We start from the raw sequence: 21,981 nt of genomic DNA, 5'->3' as shown, positions 1-21,981 counted from the left end.
CATGGGCCCTCGATCCCGCTCAGGGCTTCAGGATGACCTTCACCATGCCGTCGGCCTTGCGCTGGAACTTGTCGTACGCCTCCGGCGCCTGATCGAGCGGTAGTTCGTGAGTGGCAAAGGTGTCCACTCCGAGCGGGTCGGCGTCGGTGAGCAGCGGGAGGATGTCGTCGGCCCACCGCTTCACGTTGGCCTGTCCCATGTGCAGCCGGATCTGCTTGTCGAACATGGTCAGCAGCGGCAGCGGGTCGGCCATACCGCCGTACACGCCCGACAGTGAGATCGTCCCGCCGCGTTTGACGATGTCGATTGCGGAGTAGAGGGCGCCGAGCCGGTCGACTCCCGCCTCCGACATGGCCTTGCGGGCAATCGGATCGGGGAGCAGCCCGACGACGGTCTGCATCGCCTTGTTCAGGGGTGACCCGTGGGCCTCCATGCCGACGGCGTCGATGACGGAGTCGGTGCCGAGGCCGCCGGTGAGGTCGCGGATCGCCTCTCCGACGTCGTCGACCTCGTCGAAGTTCACCGTCTCGATGCCGCGACCCTGTGCGCGCCGGATGCGTTCTGGCACACGGTCGACGCCGATGACCCGAGCTCCCTTGTGGGAGGCGATGCGCGCGGCCATGTCGCCGATCGGGCCGAGTCCGAGAACGGTGACCGTTCCGCCGCTGGGGATCTCGGCGTACTCGACCGCCTGCCAGGCCGTCGGTAGGACGTCGGACAGATACACGTATCGTGAGTCCGGATTCTCGGGCGGGACCTTGATGTGGGTGAATTGTGCCTGCGGCACACGGAGATACTCTGCCTGGCCCCCCGGCACCGAACCGTAGAGCTGCGAGTAGCCGAAGAGCGCCGCGCCCATGCCCTGTTCTTTCACGCGGGTCGTCGAACACTGGGTCATGAGTCCGTCGTTGCAGAATTGACATGCGCCGCACGAGATCTGGAACGGGATGACGACGCGGTCCCCGACCCGGAGGTCGCCGGTGTCCGAACCGACCTCCTCGACGATACCCATCGGCTCATGGCCGAGGATGTCGCCGGCGTTCATGAACGGGCCGAGTACTTCGTAGAGGTGTAGATCGGAACCGCAGATGTTGGTCGAAGTGACCTTGATGATGGCGTCCGTGGGTTCGATGATCTTGGGGTCGGGCACGGTCTCCACCGAGACATTGCGTTTTCCCTGCCAGGTCACTGCGCGCATTTCAGGCCTTTCCGTCGTGGTGTCGGTCTGCGGAGCGTTCGTCACGCGCTCGTTCGTGCTTGCCGGTGTGGTCGACCGGGAAGCCGTGGTAGCGCTCCTCGTACCGCTCGGCTTCCTCTGCGGTCGTCTCCGGCTGGATCGGATCCTGATGTGCGCGTTCGCCGTCGCGACCCGCACGTCGGCGTAGGAGCACTCGGCTGCCGACTAGGAGGCCGACGGCGAAAATGCCGGCGATGACTGCGCCGAGAGCGAGCCACACGGTCGCGTCCCGGTCGCTCGCCCCGGCCGCGATCGCGGTGCCGCCGAGCACCAACATGAGTCCGAGGCAGGCGAACCCGAGAAGGCCGATGGCCTTCAGGCCGCGTGACTTCCGTGCCGGTCGGCGTGCGATTGCTTCACGCGAGGCGACCTCGCGTTCCGGTGTGAGATCTGGCATAGCCGCCCCTTCGCCAGGTGGTGTGAACTCGGTTGGGATGCCGATCGGGTACCGCAGAGGCGTCCGCCTGAAACGTCAGACCCGTCCGCACCCGGCGTCGTTGCAGCTGAGAGCGCTGCAACGTAGCTGTTGGCGGTGTCGATCCGGAAGGTGCTCTGCTAACGTTGCGAGTCGTGCTGTTGGCGCATGGGGGAGTCGTGCAAATGGAAATACGCAGTTTGGACGACGTCAGCGTGGGGCATTCATGAGCGGTCCGATAAGAATCCACTCAAGACGACGTGCGAAGAAGACTCATTTGATGACCGACTCTGACGCCACATCCCAGCTGTCGATCGATGGCAGTCTGCCGACGGTCCTGCGGGTCCCGGCAGCCACCGACCGCCTTGCGTTGGTGCGTGCTCTGGTGGAGACGGCTCTGTACATCGACGACTGGTCGCTCGACGACGTGATCGACGCAAAGGTCGCGGTGGACGAGATCTGCTCGCAGATGATCTCCGCGGCCGCCGAGGAATCTTCCCTGGAGATAGTCCTGCACCTCGCCTCCAACGGGGTGGTCGGGGAGGTCCGGGGTGAACTCGTGAACGACGTCGAACTGGACGAGTCGACCTTTGGATGGCGCATCGTCCAGACCGTCACCGACACGCATTCCATCAGGTACGCCGACGCTGCGCCCGGAGAGGACGCCCGGAGGGTGACCATCGGATTCTCGAAGTTCCGGGAGTAGCCGCGATCGTCAGCCGGGTAGCGCCTCCGTAGCTGTCCGGCGCCAGTCGTCAGCGGTGTCGTCGTAGCGGATGAGGCCCATCTGCGCGAAGCCGTCCAGCCATCCCTCCATTGGCCATGAGCCCCACCGCCGGTGGAACGTCCGCGCATTGCGGAGGATGTCCTCGAGATGCTCGACGGGGGGATTCGACACCGGGTGATACTGGTGATACGCATCGGCGGCGCCGACCCAGGCGATCCGAAACCCGTTGCGCGCGGCGCACATCGCGAAGTCGGTGTCCTCGCCGCCGTAGCCGCGGTAACCGGTGTGGAATCCCCCGATCTCGAGCCAGTCGGAGACGTGAACCGCGAAGGACAGAGACCAGAACAGCGTCATCGCCGACGACAGTTGCGTCTGGCACGGACCCGGAGCGGGTCGTGCCGGATGGGGATCGAGAAGGCGGTGAAGTTCGCGCGGATCGAAGGTCGGCTGGTCATGCGGCAGGTAGGTCACGGGCCCGCAGTAGAGGAGTCGCAGTTCCGGTGTCGCGGCACAGGAACGGAGATAGCGTTCGATCATGACCGGTCCGGGGATGCAGTCGACGTCCAGGAACACCAGCAGTGTCGCGCCGGCCTCGATCGCGGTGCGGGCACCGGTGTTTCGGGCGTGGGCGAGCGGCAGCGTGCTGGGCTCGTCGCCGATGTGGACCACCCGCATCGGATGCCCCGGTGGCGCCGATTCCGTGACGACGGTGTCGACGCCGGGGTCGTTCATGGCGACGATGACGTGGACGGCGGGACGCACCGTCGAGTACTCGAATGCCTCGAGCTGACGGCGCAGATGCCGGTGGCGTCCCGACACGATGGTGATCACCGCGACGGTTTCGGAGCCGGGGCCGTCGGAGATGCCGTGATCGGAGGCCGGTCCGGTCGTCATCGGGCCACCGCTGCGACAACGCGGGCCGCGCGCTCGGCGGCGCCGGCGGTCTGCCATCGCGACCACATCGGTGCCGAGTCATCGACCGACTCCACGATGGCCCGCCAACGGTCGACGTCGGGCCACGTCGAGGCGACGAGCGCGAGCTCGGACCTCGCGAGGGTGTTCGCGGTGGCTCGCTGTTCGGCGAACGGACGATCCTCCGGCATCACGACCGCGGGGCGTCCGGCCGTGGCGGCATCCGCCACACTTCCCTGGCCTGCACCGATGACGGCGAGGCGGGCGCTGCACAGGAACGGCCACGGGTCTTCGACCCAGGTTCCGAAGGCCGGTCCGAGACCGACCACCTTCAGGTCGGGGAGTGCCTCGGCCAGGCCGGTTGCGGGATGCGATGTTCCCGGATCGCCGCCTGCGCCGGTGAGGACCAGGACGTCGGCGGCGAAGGTCGGATGGCAGACCTGCGGGCGTCCGTCGAATCGGGAGATCCCACCGGTGAAGACGGTCTTGGGGAGGTGCTCGGTCAGCCAGTCCGGCCGATACAGGTCGCCGGGCCAGGGCGCGATGATCGCGTCGGCGGCGCGGTAGGCGAGCTGGTGGGGTAGATCGTCACGCGCACCGGGCATCGCCATGACCACGACGGGCACACCCAGTAGCCGGAGGAACAGGGTGACCTCGACCGACACGTCGACGACCATCGCATCCGGCCGACGGGTCCCGACGAAGTCCGCAATCCGGGCCATCCGGTTGCGCAGCCCCGCGTCACGGCTGGGTGCCCAGTGCAGCAGTCCGCCCGCGTCGACGTCGGTGGGGGCGGGATCGGCGTCGTCCCGGTCGAGGGTGATCACCTCGCTGAAGGCGGGGTCGGTCAGTTCGGCGCTGGTCAGCGCGACGACGTCGGTCTGCAGGTGAGCGGCGATCGCGGCGGACCGGGAACAGTGTCCGCGGCCTTGGTGGTGGACGTAGTAGCCGATCATGCCGGGCACGCCTCCGCAGTCGCCGGGGTGTTCCGGCGTTCCCGGTCGTCCACCATCTCGGTGTAGATGCCGGTGTACCGGTCGATCATCGCGGTGTCGGAGCAGTGCTCCTCGGCGCGTCGGCGTACCTCGCGCCGGTCGAGGGTGAACGCCTTCTCGGCGGCCTCGGCGAGTGCGTCGACGTCGTCGCCCGGAACGAGCACGCCGGCGGTGTCGCCGACGATCTCGGGGATGCCGCCGCGGGCGAATCCGGCCACCGGTGTTCCGCAGGCGAGGGATTCGGCGACGACGAGCCCGTACGGTTCGTTCCACACCGGCGTCACGAGGGCGGCGCCGGCGGAACCGACCAGCCGGGCGAGTTCGTTCTGGTGAAGATGACCCTCGTAGCGGACGCGGTCACCGAGGAACGGGGCGACGCGGTCGCGGAAGTAATGTTCGTCGCTGATCGGTCCGGCGAGCCGCAATCGGCGGCCGGTGATGCGGGCGGCCTCGATCGCGAGATGGGCGCCCTTCTCGGGGACGAACCGGCCGAACCACACCAGGTCGTCTCCGCCGGTGCCGATCGGCCAGTGGTCCAGCTGGACACCGTTGTGCACCACCGGTATCGAGCCGAGAACATGCGACCACGCCTGTGCGGTGTGCCGGCTGACCGCGACGCACCGGGTCTCCGGTGCCAGTGCCAGCGCCGACTCGAGCCAGGGCGTGGGTGGGGTGTGCAGCGTGGTGACCATCGGCGTCTCCACCGATGGGCCCATCGCGACCGGCAGATGATGCAGGCTGTGATTGTGGATCACGTCGAAGTCGCCGGGGTTCCGGGTGAACGAGAGCATCAGCGACAGGTAGGCGTGGTGGTCTTGCAGCACCTCGATCGGCGGCATCGACACATCCGAACGAGCGGCGGCCGACGGCTCGAACAGCTCGGCGCGCAGGCGATCCGAGTCAACCGGCAGGTCGCTTCCGGCGCCGGCGAACAACGTGACCTCGTGGCCGGCCACGGTCAGCGCCCGGGTCAGGTGCCAGACATGGGCCTCGAGGCCGCCGGCGAACGGCTGCGCTATCGGGAATCTGCTGGACGCGACGACTGCGATTCGCAGCGGCTCACGCATCCAGCACTCGCGTGTAGAGGCCGGCGTGCGCCTGGGCGATCGTCGACCGTTGCGTGCGGCGGTCGCGCCACATCGCCGGTGCCGGTCGAGCGGAATATGCCTGGGAGAGTGCGGCAACCAGTGACTCCGGATCGAATCGGTCTTCGGCGAAGTCATAGGTGAAGCACTCCTGCTGCTGGTCATAGAACCCGCAGCTCGGCGCAATCACCGAGGTGCCGAGGTCGTGGCAGGCCTCCAGCCAGCCCGAGTGGGTTCCGAACCGGTAGGGCAGGACCGATGTCGAGATGTTGGCGAGGTAGTCCCACAGCTGATCGTCGGTGTAGTACTCGTGTACCAGAACCCGGGCGTACGGGTGGCGCGACAACGCGAGAGCTGTGGTGCCGAAGTCCGGGTTGTACCAGTGATTCCCGGGGACGAAGACCTCGTCGTGGAGGTTGATCTGGATCGTCATGTCCGGGTAGTCGGATGCTGCCTCCAGCAGCGTCATGATGACGGGGAGCGGGTCCATGTTGGCGCGCAAGCTCTTGGCGTGCACACCCACGATGAACTCGTCGGTCTGTGTCTCCCGCGGGACGAACCGGGCAGGCGGAACGACATGCGGATGCGGGAGCACGGTGGCGGACCGGGCCCAGCGCTGCGCGATCTGTTCGGCCGCACCCGGGGTCAGGGTGATGACCTCGTCGGCGGCCGGGACGAGGAGGTCGAGGACCTCTTCGTGGGCGCCGGGTTCCGGATGGTGCGGGTTGCGGAGGTCGTGCAGCGTGTAGACCAGCGGCTTGTTGTGCCGGTCGAGCTCGGTGAGTATGTCGGCCATCACCGACGGTTCGACGGCGTCGAAGCCGAAGTGGATGTGGAACACGTCGAATTCGTTGTGGTGCTCGGCAATCCACCGCGGATCCAGCATCAGCGGCGGCCACCAGCGACCGGGGACCTCAGCGCCGCCCGCGGGCACCGGATCGGGAAGTCGGGTCACCGACACGGAACCGGTGTCGAGAACGCTGACCGATCCGTTCACCGGTGAGAGGTGCCTCACGTAGACGTGCGACTGAGGGACGGAAGCCACCCGGATGTGTGCGGTACTCGTTCGCGTCGTCCGTGAGCTGTCCACCATCTCGAGGGTTGCCGCACCGCCGAGTTCCCCGCCAAGCCGTCCGTTCACTGTTCCATCCGTTCACTTTGTGACATGAACGGCTGTGTGCTCAACCGGGTCTGCTGGATGCGGCGTACACGCCGCAGAACTGCCGCAAATGGGCACGTCGTGTGCAGATACCCCGGTTGGGGGGTCGTGAAACCACGACGCGCCGCGCGGAACTCAGTTCTCGTTCTGGTGAGCGTTCAGGAGCAGGTGGTCGAAGGATTGGCGCACGGGATCGGGTAGCACCACGTACCTGTGCACGCCCGACACGATGTTCTTGGCCAGCTCGTTGACCTTGACGTTGGCAGTCTGGGACCGCCAGCGCATCACCTCGAAGGCGCGTTCAGGACTGACTCCGTAGGCCATCGAGATCATGCCCTTGGCCTGCTCGATCACACCTTGGTTCTCGCGGAACCGCGCGACGTGCTCGTCGACCTGGAATTTGACCGTCTCTTCGTCGTAACCGGTCAGATCGAGGTAGAAGCCCTCGGCGCCGATCGGTTGGCCGTTGTCGTCGATGATCTGCTGTGAGACCACGGCGACATGATGGACCGTGCCGGAGAGGTCGATGATGCGGTGGCGGCTGGAGAACGGCGTGCGTCGGCTCAGCATCGTCGCGACCATCTCGTCGAACGCATGGCGGTCGTCGGGGTGTTTGTGCCCGGCCAGCAGTTCGGTCGTCGGGGTGACCTCGCCCGGCTCGTAACCGTGCATCTCCGCAACCTCGTCGGACCACCACCATTCCTCGGTGTCGAAGAGGAACCGGAAGCTGCCGACATGCCGTATGCGGGAATCATCGGCAGAAATGTTGTCGATCTTTGGCACGGTCACCCCTAGGACTTCAATAAAAGGCACGCGAAAACAGCACGCCGACGGTCTCGGGCGAAATATGAGCTTACCTGGGATCCGCTGGACGCGAGAAGCGACCCGCGTCGTGCTGCGGCCAGGTGGCCCTGCTTCGAGAAATGGCAGTTCAGAGGCGTGGTTTCGGCGATCTGATCGGCTGGTAGCCAGTCAGCTCGAGCAGGAGATCCCCGACGGGAATCCCTGAACCCGATTCACGTGTGCGATGTGGAGGAGCCAGGGTTTCGACTCCGTCGCAGCGGGCAACCGACGACCATGACCGATCAGGAGAACTCCCCGCACGAAGCGAAGACCATTCCCTACCCGGGTGAGACCGGCGATATGCCCGATCGTCCGCGCGACGAGATGACCGAGTACCGCGGCCGTGATCTGCTCGCGGGTAAGACTGCGCTGATCACCGGTGGCGACTCGGGTATCGGCCGAGCGACCGCCATCGCGTTCGCCAAGGAGGGCGCCGACGTCGCGATCGCCTATCTCGAAGAGGACGAGGATGCGCGGCACACCGTCGAACTCATCGAGGCCGAAGGACGCAAGGCGCGGGCGTACCGCGGGGATCTGGGTGACCCGGGACATTGTGCCGAGGTCGTCGAGCGAACCGTTTCCGAACTCGGCGGCCTGAACATCCTGGTGAACAACGTCGCCTACCAGCAGGTGGTCGACGACTTCCTGGAGGTCGACCCCGAACAGTGGTATCGCACGTTCGACGTGAACATCCACAGCTTCTTCCACACCACCCGCGCCGCCGTGCCTCATCTGACCGGTGGCGGCGTCATCATCAACACCTCGTCGATCAACGGCTTGCGCGGCAACGACAGCCTCATCGACTACTCGGCGACCAAGGGTGCGGTCCTGGCGTTGACGTACTCCCTCGCACAGTCGCTGATGGAGAGGAAGATTCGCGTCAACTGCGTCGCGCCCGGACCGGTGTGGACCCCGCTGATCCCGGCGACGATGCCGGCTGACGCCGTCAAGGACTTCGGGACCCAGGCGCCGATGGGTCGCGCCGCACAGCCCGACGAGATAGCCCCGTCGTATGTCTTCTTCGCGGCCGATCAGCTGTCGTCGTATTACACGGGTGAGGTGCTGGCTCCGATCGGTGGCGAAACGCTCCCCGGCTGAGGAGGTTCGTCGTCAGCGAGCGGTTCGAACGGGAGGAAGGCTCGTTGTAGTTGGCCTACCGCGAGGAACATCGTCGTTCGCGGTGTCCCCTGACCGCCCATGATGTTGTCGTTGCGTGCACGCACCACCGCCGGGACGGGTCGAATGTTAGGTTGCGTAACGATGTCGGTTCCGTCTGTTCCCCGTTCCGCCGCGATCGCGCGGTCCAGGTGATTTCGTCGCGCACGACGCGCCCCCACGAGACGAACGAACGGACCACCGCCGGCGTGATCATCACCGCCGTCGGCGTGATGCTGGTGGCGGCGAACCTCCGTCCCGCCGTGGTGTCGGTGGGGCCGCTGATCGGGACCATCTCCGCCGACGCCGGATTCAGCAGCGCGGTGGCGGGTCTGCTCACCGCGCTGCCCGTCCTGTTCTTCGGCATCTCGGCCCCCGTCGCGCCGCGGCTGGCGAACCGGTTCGGCATCGAACGGGTCATCTTCGGCGCCCTGCTCGTGCTGATCCTCGGCATCGTCGTGCGCCTTGTGCCGTCGTCGATCGCCCTGTTCCTCGGGTCTGCGGTCATCGGCGCTGCCATCGGCACATGCAACGTCGTCCTGCCGGCACTCATCAAGAGGGACTTCGCGCATCGGTCGGGGTTGATGACCGGCTTCTACTCGATGACGCTCTCCGGCGGTGCAGCGGTCGCCTCGGGGGTGAGCGTCCCGATCAACGATGCGCTGGGCGGGGATTGGCGTCTCGCGCTCGCTTCCTGGGGACTTCTCACGCTGGTCGCGGTGGTCGTGTGGGTCCCGCAGCTGTCGTACGTGCACCGGGTGACCGCGGCGACCCCGACGTCGTCGTTGTTGCGGAATCCGATCGCGTGGGCGGTGACCGTCTTCATGGGCACGCAGTCGCTGATCTTCTACACCTTCGTGGCGTGGTTGCCGCAGTATCTGGTCGACGAGAACGGGATGACGCCGGTGGGGGCGGGTGCCGTCGTCGCGTCCGCACAGGTGGTGGCCCTCATCATGTCCTTGGTCGCGCCGATCGTCGCCGGACGGTTCGACGACCAGCGCGCGGTCACCTTCGTGGTGCTCGCCGTCTGTGCGATCGGCTTCATCGGACTGATCGCCACCGACGTGTGGCCGGGGTTCTGGGCGGCGTGCGTGATGGTCGGTCCGGGCGCTTCCATCAGCCTGTCCCTGCTCTTCATGGTTCTTCGCAGCACGGGATCGAAGCAGACCGGCCAGGTGTCCGGGATGGCGCAGTCGGTGGGCTACCTCGCGGCCGCGGTCGGGCCGATCCTGATCGGCCTGATCAATGACATGACCGGTTCGTGGACGGTGGCGATGGCCGTGCTCTCACTTGCCCTGGTGCCGCAGGCCGTCGCAGCCCTCGGCGCGGCCAGGAACGTCAAGATGACGTCCTGAGACGAAGGTGGAGAATCATCTCACGCCGGTGAACGCCGGCGGCTACGCTGTGGCGCATGCATTGCGTGGTCGTTGGTGGGGGACTCGCCGGTCTGGCGTCGGCGGTATGGCTCGCGGAGGCGGGGCAACGGGTGACGCTGCTCGAGCGGCGCGGTTCACTCGGTGGTCGGACCATCTCGATGCCGCTCGCCGCGGTGGACGACGTGCCCGACAACGGCCAGCACGTCTTTGCCAGCGGATACGAGCACCTCATGCGGTACCTCGAGAGTGTCGGTACACGCGAACATGTCGAATTCCCCGGCCACATGACCATGCGGATGCGGGGCGGCGCCACCCGGAGGTCGGCTTTCGGCGGACTGACCGGCCTGCGAGCGGCGCTCGGCGACCTCCCCGGCGTCACCGGGCTCGACCGACTTCGTACCGCCCTCGCCCAGGCCCGGCTGATCCGGCACGCGTTCCGGCAACCCGAATGGCTCGACGAGGTGACCGCCGACGAGTGGTTCCGTCGCATCGGCATGCCGCAGTCGGCGCGCGATGCACTCTGGGACGGCATCGTCATCGGCCTCACCGGCGACAAGACCGAGATCTCGTCGGCGAAGGTTCCGGCCGACCTGCTCGTGACCGGTGCTCGCCGTGCGATCGCGACGCGCACGCCGGTCTCCATCGGATTCCCGACCGTGGACCTCGACACCCTCTTCATCGCCGGAGCGGAAAAGCGTTTCGCCGACGCGGGCGTGGACGTCCGGCATCGCGCCGTGGTCTCGTCGATCGACGTCACCGACCGCGCCGTCACCGGGGTGACGCTCGCCGACGGGGAGAAGGTCGCGGCCGACGCCGTCATCTGCGCGGTGCCCGTGTGGAGCGTGAAGGGACTGCTCGATCAGGTCCCGGGACACGAGCGGATCTATGAAGCCGTCGATAACCTCACCCCCGTACCGATCGTGAGCGTCAACCTCTACCTCGACCGATCGATCGGGATGACCGACTGGGGCGAGATCCTTCATGGCGGAGAGGGAGTGCTGGAACAGGTCTGGGACCGCCAGCGCATGCACGGGCGGGAGCCGAAAGACAATTGGTTCTACTCGACGACGGTGTCGGCGTCGTATGACCTGATCGGCAAGACCAACGCCGAGATCACCGACATCCAGATGGACATGCTGCGCAAGTACTACCCGCAGGCCGCGGACGCACAAGTGATCCACAGCCACGTCGTCCGGATGTCCAAGTCGACGTTCGCCCAGCGCCCCGGGACCGCGGGAATCCGCCCGGACCAGCGCACCGCTGTCGACGGCCTGGCCCTCGCCGGCGACTGGACCAGGACCGACTGGACCACCACGATGGAGGGCGCCTGCCAGAGCGCATCGCGTGCCGTCGACGTGATCCTGGAGTACGCGAACTCCGAACGCTGAGTAAGTTCGTTCCATGCCGACGACTTCGTCTGTCTTCCACATCGGTGGCCCCGAGGTCATGCTGCGGATCAGTGGGCGCGCCGTGTCCGCCGAACGCGGCGAGGCCCGCATCGAGACCGGGCCGTGGCTCGCCGACCCCGCCGCCGGCGTCAACCGGGCGGCGCTTGCCGTCGCCCTCGACGACGTGACCGGATACGTGGTCGATGCGGGCAGCCCCGACGGACGCTGGCCGGTGTCCCTCGGAATCCGCATGGACTTCGTCGCCGACCCGCCCCTCGACGGGACGCCGTTGACCGTCACCGGCGAGATCGTCGCGCGTGACGAGCGGGGTGCGATGACCACGGGAACGGTGTCCGATCCGTCCGGTCGCCCGCTCGCGACGGTCGTCCAGCGCTCGCATCTCGTCGACGCCCCGACGGTCCCGGGGGCACATGCGACTGCCGAGGTCCTCGACGCGCCTGTGAGTCCGGTGCGCGAGCAGTTGGGTCTCGTGTCCACCGCCGCCGACGTGCTCACCATGGCCCCGACGGCCCTGTCGGCCAACGGCATGGGCAGCGTGCACGGTGGAATCCTCATCTGCGCTTCCGAACTCGCCGCGATGTCCTCGGTCGAGGCGAACGGGCAGCTGCGCACCACCAGCATCGACATCACCTACGTGCGTCCGTGCAATGCCGCCGACACCACCACGTTCACCTCGGAGACCCTGCATCGCGGACGAAGTCTCTCGGTCGTCCGGGTCGTGTCGGCGAATTCGTCGGGCAAGCCCTCGTCGATCGCGACCGTGGTCCTGCAACACGTCTGAGATACACCCCCCAACTCGGGGTTTCGCAAGCGGCATACCAGCATGGTTGCGGGGGACCGCATTTCCCTGGCAAGGTGCACTCATACGGCCTGATCAGGCGCGTGCAGCTGATCGCGCGCCCCGTGCAGCCGTACCGTCTCGCGGTCCGCCGTCCTGTGATGCGGACTCGCGCACAACACAATCACCTTGCCTGCCGCCGGATGTTTGTGCCCGAGCGGCCTGCCGGATGAGGGAAAGGATCGAATCGATCGTGGTAACTCAAACAGCAAACCAGAACACTCAGATCACAAAAACCGAAATCCCGAAGAACGGCGATCAGGCGCGCGGCGTCGACGTGTACCGGACCCGTCTCGCCCACCGCAGCCAGATCGAACCGCGCCCTCACAACACCGTGTGGGGCAGCATGGGGAACCCGGGACCGTTGTCGGCCCCCGAGCTGCGTCATTACGCCGACCGCGGGTACCACACCGAGAACAAGGTCCTGTCGGCCGCGGATATCGACGCATGCCTCCGCGAGGTCTCCGACATCACCGACCGTCTCGGGGAGGACGACCGGGTGATCCGCGAATCCTCCAGCGGAGACGTACGTTCGCTGTTCGCGGTTCACAAGCTCAGCGACCTCATCGCCGAGATCTGCGATCGTGATGCGATTCGCGGTGTCGCAGAACAGATCCTGGACGACGAGGTTACGATCCACCAGAGTCGGATCAACCTGAAGCCGGGCTTCGCCGGAGGACCTTTCTACTGGCACTCCGACTTCGAGACCTGGCACGCCGAGGACGGGATGCCGGCACCACGAGCACTCAGCGTCTCGCTGGCGCTCACCCCGAACCTGTCCACCAACGGCCCGTTGATGATCATCCCCGGGTCGCATCGCCGCTTCGTCAGCTGCGTCGGCGCGACTCCCGATGGTTACCACCGGGAATCACTGACCTCGTACCGGCCGCCGTTCGGCACGCCGGAAGAGGAGGATGTCGCAACCCTCGCCGACGAGCTCGGGATCGACACGATCACCGGACCGGCGGGTTCGGCGCTCTACTTCGACTCCAACTGCCTGCACGCCTCGGCCGGCAACATCACGCCGTACCCGCGGAGCAACCTCTTCGTCGTGTTCAACGCGAAGGCGAATGCCCTGCAGGAACCGTTCGGCGGCACCGCACCACGGCCGGACCACCTCGCGCACAGGTGACCTGAACACAGTGCGGGATCAGTGCCGGAAAACGGCACTGATCCCGCACTCTGTCTGTTGGGGGCGTCAGAATCCCGCCGACGATCCCAGCTCCGGGGCGGGTCCGGCGAAGTAGTGCTCACCGTCGAACCGGGCCGGGAGGCCGGCAGCGAGGTACGTGCCGATGCCCGGTTGGTACAGCTCGGTGAACAGCGGATTCTGCTGCAGCACACCTGATTCGACGACCTCGTCGAATGTTCGATAGCGCTCCGACAACACCGCGCTCTTCGACAGGGCCTCGTCGACCTCGGCGGCGGAGTGGCGTGCGAACCACGCGGCGAACAGTGGGGTGAGGACCCCACGATGGATGTACCGGTCGGCTTCGGTGGTGAAGTCGGCACCGAGGGCCTTCTCGATCGCCGCCACCGCGTCGCCGGTCTCGGTCATCGCGACCAGGTCCCGGAAGTGACGCGGGGTGAGGGCGACGAGCATGAACCGGCCGCCGTCGGCAGTGACGAAATCCGTTCCGTACGTGCCGTAGACGTCGTTCCCGGTCGCCGGCCGGCTGCCGACGCCGAGTTGCGGTTCGGTGAGGTAGCCGAGCGTTCCCGCGATCGCCAGGGCGGTGTCCTCCAGCGGCAGCGTGATCTGGGCGCCGGCGCCGGTCTGATCGCGGCGTCGGACGGCGGCGGTGATCGCAAGTGCTGCATACAAGCCGCAGGCGACATCCCACGCGGGCAGGGCATGGTTGACCACACCCGCGTAGTCGGTGGGACCGGTGATCGCCGGGAAACCCAGCGCCGCGTTGACCGTGTAGTCGACGCCGGGCGTGCCGTCGGTACGACCGAGGAGTTCCAGGGAGATGACGTCGGATCGCTTGGCCGAGAGGGTTTCGTGACTCATCCACGCCCGGCCACCGGCGTTGGTGACGAGGATGCCGCCACCGGGACCGCTCTCGGTGACGAGGTCCTGGATCAGCTTCTGTCCCTCGGGTTCCCGGAAGTTCGCGGTCACCGACTTCTTGCCGCGGTTGAGGCCGGTCCAGTAGATGGAGTTGCCGTCGTCGGTGACCGGCCAGCGGTTGGTGTCGGCCGCGCCGCCGATGGGGTCGACGCGGATCACCTCGGCGCCGAGCTGCGACAGTGTCAGACCGCACAGAGGTGATGCGACAAAGCTCGACACCTCCACGATGCGGAGACCCTTGAGGGGGCGGGTGTTGGTGCTCATGGGCGAAAGATCCTCCGGAAAGTGTGTTTCGGGTCAGGCCATCAGGACGTGGTAGCGCCAGTCGAGGACGTCGCGGTCCTCGGCTGACTGGTCGTCACCGTCGCCATGGGCGACGACCTTCGACCGGAGCCGCAGGACTCCACCGCCTCCGGCCAGCGGCGTCGCTTCCTCGACGTGGATCTCCGAACTCAGGGTGTCGCCCTCCCGGACGGGTCCGGTGTGATCGCAGGAGTCCCACGCCACCACTGTGACCAGGTTCGGCAGCGCCCGATTGGCCTGTGACAGAGCGAGTCCGATGGTGTGGCCGCCGTAGACCAGGCGTCCGCCGGCCGCCTTGCCGGCCACTCGCTCGTCGTGGTGGGTGGCCGCGATGTTCAGCGACAGGCGAGCGAGTTCCGGTGCGCTGGAGACGACGTCGGAGCTCGAACGGTAGACGCGTCCGGCCAGGTCGGGGGAGAAGTGCTGGCCGCCGACCGATGACCGGAAGGTGGCCAGATCCCAGCCGGGCAACGCCGGTTCGGCGTCGTCGCCGGGCCCGACGGTGCTCAGATCGTCGGCGTGCACGGTGCGGCCGGGGTCGGCATCCGGGGACAGCGGCAGCATCGCGCAGCGGTAGAAGTCGAGGACCGTCGCGCCGTTCTGGTCGGTGGTGATCATGTGCAGCGCGGCCAGACCGGTCGGGGCGCGGCCGGGCTTGGACTTGTTCTCCCGTAGCCCGACGACCTCGGTCACGGTGGTGAGCGTGTCGCCGATCTTCGGGTAGCTCAGGAAACGCAGCCCGCGGTAGAAGAGGTTGGCCTTGACATGGTGGGTGGCCAGCGTCGACTGCCCGATCGCGACGTCGGTGACGAGTCCGGGATGTGCGAGTGTGCCCTCGCCCAGGACGCGGCCCGCCAGATGTGCGTCCAGCGAAAGCCTCAGTCGGTCACCGAGAATCGCCTGATGGGAGGCGGCGAGACCGGAGGTGAGCGTCAGGGACGGAGCGTCGTCGAAGACCTGTCCGTGCGTCAGTTCGTCGAAGTAGGGTCCGCCGACGGCGATGGCTTCACTCATCGACTGCTCCCTTCGCGAGGACGCGGCGAGCGGAGACGGCAAGCGCCTCGTCGAGCATCCGGCCGTCGAGTTCGGCGGCACCGGCACCTGCGGCCGCAGCCTTCTCCAGCGCCTCGAGCACGCGTCGCGCATCCTCGATGGCGTCCGCGTCCGGGGTGAAGATCTCGATGGCGCTTGCCAACTGGGCCGGGTGGATCACCCAGGTGCCGTCGAAGCCGAGGTCGCGGACCCAACGCTTCGCGTCGCGGAAGGTGTCGTCGTCGGCGATGGTCAGGTGCGGGCCGTCGATCACGTCGACGCCGGCCGCGCGGGCGGCGAGCAAGACCGAGTCCTGCACGATGTGCCAGGTCTGCATGGGCAGGCCCGACGCGCGGCCGAGCGCTGCGCCGAGATCGGCGTAACCGATCAGTACGGCGTCGAGGCGGTCGGTTGCGGCGCAGATCGCTCCCGCATCGCGAATCCCGCGCGGGGTCTCGAGCAGGGCCTGGAGGCGGACAGCCGAATCGCCGAGCTGCTTGTCGGCCTCCTTCAGATCGTTCGGGGTGTCGGCCTTGGGGAGCACCACCGAGGTCAGGTTCGGCATCTGCGCGCACGCGGACAGGTCCTCCGCGGCCCACGGGGTGTCGATGGCGTTGATGCGCAGCGAGACCGCCCGATCGCCACCGAACTCGGCGACGAGTTCAGCAGCGGCCGCACGGGCCGAATCCTTGTTGGCCGGGGTGACCGCGTCCTCGAGGTCGAGGACCACCTCGTCGGCGATGGAGGCCAGCGCCTTGCGTGCCTTGCGGTCGTCGGAGGCCGGAGCCACCAGAACGCCTCGTCTTCTCTGCACCATTGCTCCCAAATGATCGTGACAACCCGGCTGTCGGGTATCAAATGTGCGGCCAAAGTGTGCCGTCACGGTTGTATCAGACCAGGATGTCTGTTGGAAAGGTTGACATAGGTACGGCCGATAGACAAAATGGCCGTACAAATCAACCGGACCACGAAGATCACAGGTGAGCCCCTCCATGAGCACGCTGTCAGCCGAAGAATCCTTCCTCGTCGAGACCGTTCGGTCCTTCGTCGACCGCGAGGTCAAGCCGACCGTGCAGGACGTCGAGCACGCCAATGAGTACCCCGAGAAGTGGATCGAGCAGATGAAGCAGATCGGGATCTACGGCCTGGCCGTGCCCGAGGAGTACGGCGGCTCGCCGGTGTCGATGCCCTGCTATGCGCGGGTGACCCAGGAACTCGCCCGGGGCTGGATGAGCCTCGCGGGTGCGATGGGCGGTCACACCGTTGTCGCCAAGCTGCTGACGCTGTTCGGCACCGAGGAGCAGAAGCAGAACTACCTGCCGCGGATGGCCACGGGCGAGATGCGGGCGACGATGGCGCTGACCGAGCCCGGCGGTGGTTCCGACCTGCAGGCGATGTCGACCGTGGCCAAGGAGGACGGCGACGAGCTGGTCATCAGTGGCGCGAAGACCTGGATCAGCAACGCGCGACGCTCCGGGCTCATCGCCCTGCTGTGCAAGACCGATCCGGCGGCACAGCCGCGGCATAAGGGCATCTCGATCGTCCTCGTCGAACACGGTCCCGGACTGACGGTCTCACGCGACCTGCCCAAGCTGGGCTACAAGGGCGTGGAGAGTTGTGAACTCTTCTTCGACGGGTACCGCGCACCCAAGTCGGCGATCCTCGGCACCGTGCCCGGCAAGGGTTTCGGACAGATGATGAAGGGGTTGGAGACCGGCCGCATCCAGGTCGCCTGTCGCGCACTGGGTGTGGCGACGGCCGCTCTCGAGGACTCGCTGGCCTACGCACAGCAGCGCGAATCCTTCGGCCAGCCGATCTGGAAACACCAGTCGATCGGCAACTACCTCGCCGACATGGCGACCAAGCTGACCGCGGCCCGCCAGCTCACCTGGCACGCGGCCGACCAGTACGACAAGGGCGAACGCTGCGACATGGAGGCCGGTATGGCCAAGCTGTACGCCTCCGAGGTCGCGATGGAGATCGCCCTCAACGCCGTTCGCATCCACGGCGGCTACGGTTACTCCACCGAGTTCGACGTCGAACGGTACTTCCGCGACGCACCGCTGATGATCGTCGGCGAGGGCACCAACGAGATCCAGCGCAACGTGATCGCCGCGCAGCTCGTGGCACGGGGCGGTATCTGACGGCGTCGTCTCGTCAGCGGAAGCGGTACTCGAACAGGGGAGTGGGATGAGCGAGGTCGGGCAGTCCGAGCCGGCGTACAAGGTGCTGGCCGCCGAACTGCGCTCGCACATCGCGCAGGGGCGCTACAAGGGCGGCGTCCGGCTGCCCACCGAGTCCGAGCTGTCGCAGGAGTACGGGCTGAGCAGGCAGACGGTGCGCCGGGCCTTCCTCGAACTGGTCACCGAGGGTTCGGTCTACCGCGTGCCCGGTCGAGGGACCTTCGCGACCGAGAACGCCGGTCAGTATCTTCGGCAGCTCGGTTCGATCGACGATCTGATGAACCTCTCGACCGACACCGAGATGCAGGTCCTCGAATCACCCTCGCGTCGAGTCGATCTCGAAGCGGCCGGGCGCCTGCGACTCGATACCGATGTTGTCTACCGGATCGTGTTCCAGCGATTCCACGACGGTGTGCCGTTCGTGGTCACCACCGTGTCGTGGCCCGAGTCGGTGGCCCGGCTGGTGATCGACGCGCCCGAGGTGAAGTCCGGGGCGACAAGCGATCACACGATGATCGGCCTGCTCGAACCCCACCTGCAGTATCCGATCGAGGAGTGCGCGCAGTCGATCACGGCCACCACCGCAGACGCTGACACCGCTCGGCGTCTCGGTTGTCCGGAGGGGCACGCCGTGCTGCGCGTCGACCGGCTCTACACCGACTCGCGGGGGCGGGCCGTCGAACTCGCGGTGAGCTACTTCCTCCCCGAGCACTACACGTATCGGGTGACGCTGCGCCGTAGCGGACTCTGAGGAAATGTCCGAAACACGAAGCGGCCCGGCAGTTCTCGTCGACTGCCGGGCCACTTCGCGCGGTGGGGAGGGTCAGTGCCCGGCACGCAACGGCTGCTCCTCGACGAGGCCCGAGGCCTTGCCCCTGGTGGGGATCAGCAGGGTGATCGCCACGCCGATGAAGGCTGCGGCGGCCGCGATCAGGAAGCACCAGGTGAATGTCGACTCGTCGGGAACCTCGGTGCCACCCAGCGAGATGGTTGCGCTGGCGAGGATGAGGGCCATGACGGCGGAGGCGACGGTGGTGCCCAGCGAGCGCATCAAGCCGTTCAGCCCGACGGCCGCGCCGGCCTCGGTGGGCGGCACCGAACCCATGATCAGGGTCGGCATGGCCGCGTAGCCGATGCCCACGCCGATGGCGCAGATGATCGAGGCCAGCATCAGCTTCCACGCCGCGTCCATGAGGAAGAAGGCGAAGATGTAGCCGATGCCGAGGATGCTCGCGCCGATGGCGAGGGTGAACTTGGCGCCGATCCGGTTGATCAGCAGACCCGACAGCGGGGCGAAGAACATCATCATCAGACCGCCGGGGGCCATCCACAGACCTGCGGCCAGGATCGACTGTCCCAGGCCGTATCCGGTCGCCTCGGGCAGACGGAAGAGCATCGGCAGGATGATCGACTGCGCCATCATGCCGAAGCCGATGGCGGCCGCCGCGATGTTCGTCAGCAGCACGGCGGGGCGGGCCGAGGTGCGGAGATCGACCAGCGGCTCCTTCTGGCGGAGTTCGAAGAATCCCCAGGCGACGAGAACGGCGATACCGCCGATGCCCAGGCCGAGAGTGCTGCCCGAGGTCCAGCCCCAGTCGTTGGCCTTCGACACCGCGATGAGGAAGGCGGAAAGACCTATGGCCAGGCCGATGGCGCCGGGGATGTCGAGACGTCCGCCGGCGGAGTTGTTCACGCGGGGGACCAGGACGAGGACGGCGATCACGATGAGCACGCCGAGCCCGGTGGCGACGTAGAAGAGGGCGTGCCAGTCCCAGGTCTCGACGATCCAGGCCGACAGCGGCAGGCCGATGGCGCCGCCGACGCCGAGGGTCGCCGACATCGCGGCCACGGCCATGGACGTGATGCGCGGCGGGGTGATCTCACGGATCAGGCTCATGCCGACCGGGATGAAGCCCATGGCCAGACCCTGGACGCCGCGACCGATGATCAGCGGGATCAGGGAGTCGCCGAGTGCGCAGAGCAGCGAACCCAGCGTGAGCAGTACGGCGCTGGCGAGCAGCACGCGCTGCTTGCCGAACATGTCGCCGAGGCGGCCGGCGATGGGCATCGCGACGGCTGCCGCGAGCAGGGTGGCGGTGATGACCCAGGAAGCGTTGCCGATCGAGGTCCCGAGGAGACGTGGCAGATCGGGCTGGATCGGGATGATCAGTGTCTGCATCAGCGAGGCGACGAGGCCGCCGAAGCAGAGCACCACGACGCTGCCGATGGCGCCCGCGGGTGCCTTGTCGGCCGCGACTGCGACCTGGTCGTCGGCAGGCGCCCGACCTTGTACGTGGCTCATTTTTGAGACCTCCTTCGAGGTATGCAGCATACATATGTAACGTACATAGGCAAACCGGACAGTAGATTGTCCTGGTCGAATGTGATGGAGGAGTCATGCCCGAGGACCACACGCCGTGGCAATCGCCGGTACATCGTGACCTGGCGGCTGAATTGCTGCGCATGTCCCGGCGCCGAAGTCTCGTCCATCCGTCGGTGGGACTGGAGAAGTCGGCCTTCGCCATCCTGTGGGTTCTGTCCGACGGCCGGCCGCGCACGCTTCGTGAACTGACCGAGGAACTCGAACTCGAACAATCAACGGTCAACCGTCAGGTGAATGCCGCGATCAAGCACGGCTACCTCGAGCGCTTCGAGGTCGCGGACTCGGTCTCGAAGCTGATCCGCCCGACCGAGGAGGGCCGCGAGGCCTTCAAACGTGACGGATTGCTGCGGGCGCAGCGACTCGAGCAGGTCTTCGCCGACCTCGGGCCGGGCAGTCCGGAGGGGCTCCTCCACGAATTGCGGGCATTCAACGACGCCTATGAACGGACGCAGGACCGGCACGGTGCCGGCCGGCGTGACAAGAAGAGCGAACAGAGATTCAGGAGAGGGCTGATATGACCAGTGGGGGCGGCACGTACGCGGTGACCGGATCGGCGTCGGGGATGGGTGCGGCGGTTGCCGAATCCCTCCGGGCGGAGGGGCACACGGTGATCGGCGTCGATCTGCGGGATGCAGATGTCGTCGCCGACCTGTCGACCGCGGCCGGTCGGCGCGCGGCTGCCGACGAGGTCCTCGCCAAGGCGGGCGGCAAGCTCGACGGTGCGGTCCTCGCCGCCGGTATGGGGCCGAGTAAGGGGCGCGAGCGGATGATCACCGAGGTCAACGTCCTCGGCGTCACCGACCTGCTGACCGCCTGGCGTCCCGCTCTCGCCGCGGCCGACAAGGCGAAAGTCGTTGTTTTCGGCTCTAATTCGACGACCGTGACCCCGCTGGTGCCGCGCGGTGCGGTCCGGCGCCTCATCAACGGCGACACCGCGGGCGCGACCCGGCAGATCCTCCGGCGCCGCGGTGTCACCGCGCCGGTCGCGTACGCGGCGTCGAAGGTCGCGGTCACCCAGTGGGTCCGTTGGCAGGGCACCAAGCCGGAGTGGGCGGGCGAGGGCATCCGGGTCAACGTGATCGCACCCGGCCCGGTGATGACACCCCTGCTCCAGTCGCAGCTCGACAGCCCGCAGGCCAAGAGCGTGAAGTCGTTCCCGGTGCCCGTGCGCGAATACGGGACCCCGGAGCAACTCGCCGCGTGGGTGATGATCATGCTGTCCCCGGCCGCAGACTTCATGGCCGGCACTGTCATCACCGTCGACGGTGGGACCGAGGCCCTGATGCGTACCCGGGACTGGCCCAAGCCGCTGCCGGTGCGCGGGATGCCCAAGCTGCTGTGGAAGATGTACCGCGCACCGAAGGACGGGCAGGTAGCCCAGTACTGATCGCGGTGGTCAGTACTGGGCGGGAACCTACCCGGCTCGGGCTTCAGTCGGCCTGGTCGGCGGCGTCGAGTTCGCGGAGTACACGCTCCGCGTTGCGGAAGGCCTCGAGAGCAGCTGGTACACCGACATATACGGCGGTCTGCAGGAGTGCTTCCTGGATCTCCTCGTCGGTGACCCCGTTGGCACGTGCACCGCGCACGTGCGTCGAGAACTCGGTCTGCCGGTTGAGGGCGGTCAGCATGACCAGGTTCAGCAGGCTCCGCGTTCGGCGGTCGAGGCCCTCGCGGGTCCAGATGCCGCCCCAGCAGTACTCGGTGACGAGATCCTGCATGGGCTGACCGAACTCGGTCACCGCCGACAGTGCCTTGTCCACGTAGGCGTCACCGAGGACGGTCTTGCGCATCGCCAGGCCGGCGTCGTAGAGCTCCGAATGTGGTGCGGTGGTCGAGGTCGTTGTCATGAGTAATC

Annotated in this window: 22 protein-coding genes; 10 read left to right on the top strand and 12 right to left on the bottom strand. The window is 67.0% G+C overall.

From position 1 onward, the window contains the following. Positions 1 to 19: 19 nt before the first annotated feature. On the bottom strand, positions 20 to 1,198 hold the full coding sequence (locus GOALK_RS07370; RefSeq protein ID WP_006358178.1) for a zinc-dependent alcohol dehydrogenase: 1,179 nt from the start codon (positions 1,196 to 1,198) through the stop codon (positions 20 to 22). Between the two features lies 1 nt (position 1,199). Then, complete coding sequence (locus tag GOALK_RS07365; protein ID WP_006358177.1) at positions 1,200 to 1,634, bottom strand: hypothetical protein; 435 nt, start codon at positions 1,632 to 1,634, stop codon at positions 1,200 to 1,202. Between the two features lie 298 nt (positions 1,635 to 1,932). Between GOALK_RS07365 and GOALK_RS07360 the strand changes: the two genes are divergently transcribed. Continuing rightward, positions 1,933 to 2,358, top strand: coding sequence for an anti-sigma factor (locus GOALK_RS07360; protein ID WP_006358176.1), 426 nt, complete (start codon positions 1,933 to 1,935; stop codon positions 2,356 to 2,358). 9 nt (positions 2,359 to 2,367) lie between these two features. Here GOALK_RS07360 and GOALK_RS07355 read toward each other — a convergent pair whose 3' ends face one another. The 5 genes from GOALK_RS07355 to GOALK_RS07335 form a co-directional block, all read right to left on the bottom strand. Next, a complete protein-coding gene (locus GOALK_RS07355; protein ID WP_006358175.1) occupies positions 2,368 to 3,273 on the bottom strand; it encodes a glycosyltransferase family 2 protein in 906 nt (301 codons plus the stop codon). Beyond that, the gene (locus tag GOALK_RS07350; protein ID WP_006358174.1) at positions 3,270 to 4,247 is read right to left on the bottom strand and encodes a hypothetical protein; all 978 of its coding nucleotides are present in this window, start codon (positions 4,245 to 4,247) and stop codon (positions 3,270 to 3,272) included. The genes GOALK_RS07355 and GOALK_RS07350 overlap by 4 nt, the downstream gene beginning before the upstream one ends. Continuing rightward, positions 4,244 to 5,353 (bottom strand): glycosyltransferase family 4 protein, encoded by a 1,110-nt coding sequence (locus GOALK_RS07345; RefSeq protein ID WP_006358173.1) that lies wholly within the window; start codon positions 5,351 to 5,353, stop codon positions 4,244 to 4,246. Before GOALK_RS07345 ends, GOALK_RS07350 begins: the two co-directional genes overlap by 4 nt. Continuing rightward, on the bottom strand, positions 5,346 to 6,512 hold the full coding sequence (locus GOALK_RS07340; RefSeq protein ID WP_006358172.1) for a glycosyltransferase family protein: 1,167 nt from the start codon (positions 6,510 to 6,512) through the stop codon (positions 5,346 to 5,348). The genes GOALK_RS07345 and GOALK_RS07340 overlap by 8 nt, the downstream gene beginning before the upstream one ends. 153 nt (positions 6,513 to 6,665) lie before the next feature. Then, positions 6,666 to 7,313 carry a PAS and ANTAR domain-containing protein gene (locus GOALK_RS07335; protein WP_006358171.1) on the bottom strand — a complete coding sequence of 216 codons (648 nt, stop codon included), beginning with the start codon at positions 7,311 to 7,313 and terminating at the stop codon, positions 6,666 to 6,668. Between the two features lie 294 nt (positions 7,314 to 7,607). Here GOALK_RS07335 and GOALK_RS07330 point away from each other — a divergent pair, with 294 nt between their 5' ends. The 5 genes from GOALK_RS07330 to GOALK_RS07310 all read left to right on the top strand — a co-directional run bounded on the left by GOALK_RS07330 (position 7,608) and on the right by GOALK_RS07310 (position 13,283). Then, complete coding sequence (locus GOALK_RS07330) at positions 7,608 to 8,471, top strand: SDR family oxidoreductase (protein ID WP_006358170.1); 864 nt, start codon at positions 7,608 to 7,610, stop codon at positions 8,469 to 8,471. Positions 8,472 to 8,737: 266 nt separating this feature from the next. Next, a complete protein-coding gene (locus tag GOALK_RS07325) occupies positions 8,738 to 9,883 on the top strand; it encodes a CynX/NimT family MFS transporter (RefSeq protein ID WP_006358169.1) in 1,146 nt (381 codons plus the stop codon). 56 nt (positions 9,884 to 9,939) lie between these two features. After that, positions 9,940 to 11,292, top strand: coding sequence for a hydroxysqualene dehydroxylase (locus GOALK_RS07320; RefSeq protein ID WP_006358168.1), 1,353 nt, complete (start codon positions 9,940 to 9,942; stop codon positions 11,290 to 11,292). Between the two features lie 13 nt (positions 11,293 to 11,305). After that, positions 11,306 to 12,094 carry a PaaI family thioesterase gene (locus tag GOALK_RS07315; protein WP_006358167.1) on the top strand — a complete coding sequence of 263 codons (789 nt, stop codon included), beginning with the start codon at positions 11,306 to 11,308 and terminating at the stop codon, positions 12,092 to 12,094. A gap of 250 nt (positions 12,095 to 12,344) precedes the next feature. After that, positions 12,345 to 13,283, top strand: coding sequence for a phytanoyl-CoA dioxygenase family protein (locus GOALK_RS07310; RefSeq protein WP_006358166.1), 939 nt, complete (start codon positions 12,345 to 12,347; stop codon positions 13,281 to 13,283). 66 nt (positions 13,284 to 13,349) lie between these two features. On the opposite strand, the gene GOALK_RS07305 is transcribed toward GOALK_RS07310, so the two are convergent. Genes GOALK_RS07305 through GOALK_RS07295 form a run of 3 tightly spaced genes read right to left on the bottom strand, consistent with a single transcriptional unit; the run spans position 13,350 to position 16,350 of the window. Then, positions 13,350 to 14,489, bottom strand: coding sequence for a CoA transferase (locus tag GOALK_RS07305; RefSeq protein WP_006358165.1), 1,140 nt, complete (start codon positions 14,487 to 14,489; stop codon positions 13,350 to 13,352). A gap of 33 nt (positions 14,490 to 14,522) precedes the next feature. Then, the gene (locus GOALK_RS07300) at positions 14,523 to 15,542 is read right to left on the bottom strand and encodes a MaoC family dehydratase (protein ID WP_006358164.1); all 1,020 of its coding nucleotides are present in this window, start codon (positions 15,540 to 15,542) and stop codon (positions 14,523 to 14,525) included. Next, complete coding sequence (locus tag GOALK_RS07295) at positions 15,535 to 16,350, bottom strand: HpcH/HpaI aldolase/citrate lyase family protein (protein WP_006358163.1); 816 nt, start codon at positions 16,348 to 16,350, stop codon at positions 15,535 to 15,537. Before GOALK_RS07295 ends, GOALK_RS07300 begins: the two co-directional genes overlap by 8 nt. Before the next feature lie 202 nt (positions 16,351 to 16,552). Between GOALK_RS07295 and GOALK_RS07290 the strand changes: the two genes are divergently transcribed. Then, entirely contained in the window at positions 16,553 to 17,704 is a 1,152-nt protein-coding gene (locus GOALK_RS07290; RefSeq protein WP_006358162.1) for an acyl-CoA dehydrogenase family protein, read from the top strand. Positions 17,705 to 17,750: 46 nt separating this feature from the next. Then, the gene (locus GOALK_RS07285) at positions 17,751 to 18,494 is read left to right on the top strand and encodes a GntR family transcriptional regulator (protein ID WP_006358161.1); all 744 of its coding nucleotides are present in this window, start codon (positions 17,751 to 17,753) and stop codon (positions 18,492 to 18,494) included. Positions 18,495 to 18,566: 72 nt separating this feature from the next. On the opposite strand, the gene GOALK_RS07280 is transcribed toward GOALK_RS07285, so the two are convergent. Further along, positions 18,567 to 20,045 (bottom strand): MFS transporter, encoded by a 1,479-nt coding sequence (locus GOALK_RS07280; protein WP_006358160.1) that lies wholly within the window; start codon positions 20,043 to 20,045, stop codon positions 18,567 to 18,569. 95 nt (positions 20,046 to 20,140) lie between these two features. Here GOALK_RS07280 and GOALK_RS07275 point away from each other — a divergent pair, with 95 nt between their 5' ends. Next, positions 20,141 to 20,644, top strand: a complete 504-nt coding sequence (locus GOALK_RS07275; protein ID WP_006358159.1) for a MarR family transcriptional regulator — start codon at positions 20,141 to 20,143, stop codon at positions 20,642 to 20,644. Then, entirely contained in the window at positions 20,641 to 21,513 is an 873-nt protein-coding gene (locus GOALK_RS07270; protein WP_006358158.1) for an SDR family oxidoreductase, read from the top strand. The genes GOALK_RS07275 and GOALK_RS07270 overlap by 4 nt, the downstream gene beginning before the upstream one ends. A 43-nt stretch (positions 21,514 to 21,556) precedes the next feature. Here the strand turns inward: GOALK_RS07270 and GOALK_RS07265 are convergent, their stop codons facing one another. Next, positions 21,557 to 21,973: a carboxymuconolactone decarboxylase family protein gene (locus tag GOALK_RS07265; protein WP_006358157.1), complete on the bottom strand. Its 417-nt coding sequence runs from the start codon at positions 21,971 to 21,973 to the stop codon at positions 21,557 to 21,559. Positions 21,974 to 21,981 lie beyond the last annotated feature (8 nt).

Source organism: Gordonia alkanivorans NBRC 16433 (genome assembly GCF_000225505.1).
Lineage (GTDB): Bacteria > Actinomycetota > Actinomycetes > Mycobacteriales > Mycobacteriaceae > Gordonia > Gordonia alkanivorans.
Note: the sequence above shows the minus strand (reverse complement) of the source record. Positions and strands in the feature narration are given on the sequence as shown.

Bases quoted from the DNA above. Each gene is read 5' to 3' on its own strand.
- GOALK_RS07370 (WP_006358178.1), bottom strand. From the start codon at position 1,198: ATGCGCGCAGTGACCTGGCAGGGAAAACGCAATGTCTCGGTGGAGACC.
- GOALK_RS07365 (WP_006358177.1), bottom strand. From the start codon at position 1,634: ATGCCAGATCTCACACCGGAACGCGAGGTCGCCTCGCGTGAAGCAATC.
- GOALK_RS07345 (WP_006358173.1), bottom strand. From the start codon at position 5,353: ATGCGTGAGCCGCTGCGAATCGCAGTCGTCGCGTCCAGCAGATTCCCG.
- GOALK_RS07290 (WP_006358162.1), top strand. From the start codon at position 16,553: ATGAGCACGCTGTCAGCCGAAGAATCCTTCCTCGTCGAGACCGTTCGG.
- GOALK_RS07275 (WP_006358159.1), top strand. From the start codon at position 20,141: ATGCCCGAGGACCACACGCCGTGGCAATCGCCGGTACATCGTGACCTG.
- GOALK_RS07300 (WP_006358164.1), bottom strand. From the start codon at position 15,542: ATGAGTGAAGCCATCGCCGTCGGCGGACCCTACTTCGACGAACTGACG.
- GOALK_RS07315 (WP_006358167.1), top strand. From the start codon at position 11,306: ATGCCGACGACTTCGTCTGTCTTCCACATCGGTGGCCCCGAGGTCATG.
- GOALK_RS07270 (WP_006358158.1), top strand. From the start codon at position 20,641: ATGACCAGTGGGGGCGGCACGTACGCGGTGACCGGATCGGCGTCGGGG.
- GOALK_RS07280 (WP_006358160.1), bottom strand. From the start codon at position 20,045: ATGAGCCACGTACAAGGTCGGGCGCCTGCCGACGACCAGGTCGCAGTC.
- GOALK_RS07330 (WP_006358170.1), top strand. From the start codon at position 7,608: ATGACCGATCAGGAGAACTCCCCGCACGAAGCGAAGACCATTCCCTAC.
- GOALK_RS07355 (WP_006358175.1), bottom strand. From the start codon at position 3,273: ATGACGACCGGACCGGCCTCCGATCACGGCATCTCCGACGGCCCCGGC.
- GOALK_RS07320 (WP_006358168.1), top strand. From the start codon at position 9,940: ATGCATTGCGTGGTCGTTGGTGGGGGACTCGCCGGTCTGGCGTCGGCG.
- GOALK_RS07360 (WP_006358176.1), top strand. From the start codon at position 1,933: ATGACCGACTCTGACGCCACATCCCAGCTGTCGATCGATGGCAGTCTG.
- GOALK_RS07305 (WP_006358165.1), bottom strand. From the start codon at position 14,489: ATGAGCACCAACACCCGCCCCCTCAAGGGTCTCCGCATCGTGGAGGTG.
- GOALK_RS07350 (WP_006358174.1), bottom strand. From the start codon at position 4,247: ATGATCGGCTACTACGTCCACCACCAAGGCCGCGGACACTGTTCCCGG.
- GOALK_RS07285 (WP_006358161.1), top strand. From the start codon at position 17,751: ATGAGCGAGGTCGGGCAGTCCGAGCCGGCGTACAAGGTGCTGGCCGCC.
- GOALK_RS07265 (WP_006358157.1), bottom strand. From the start codon at position 21,973: ATGACAACGACCTCGACCACCGCACCACATTCGGAGCTCTACGACGCC.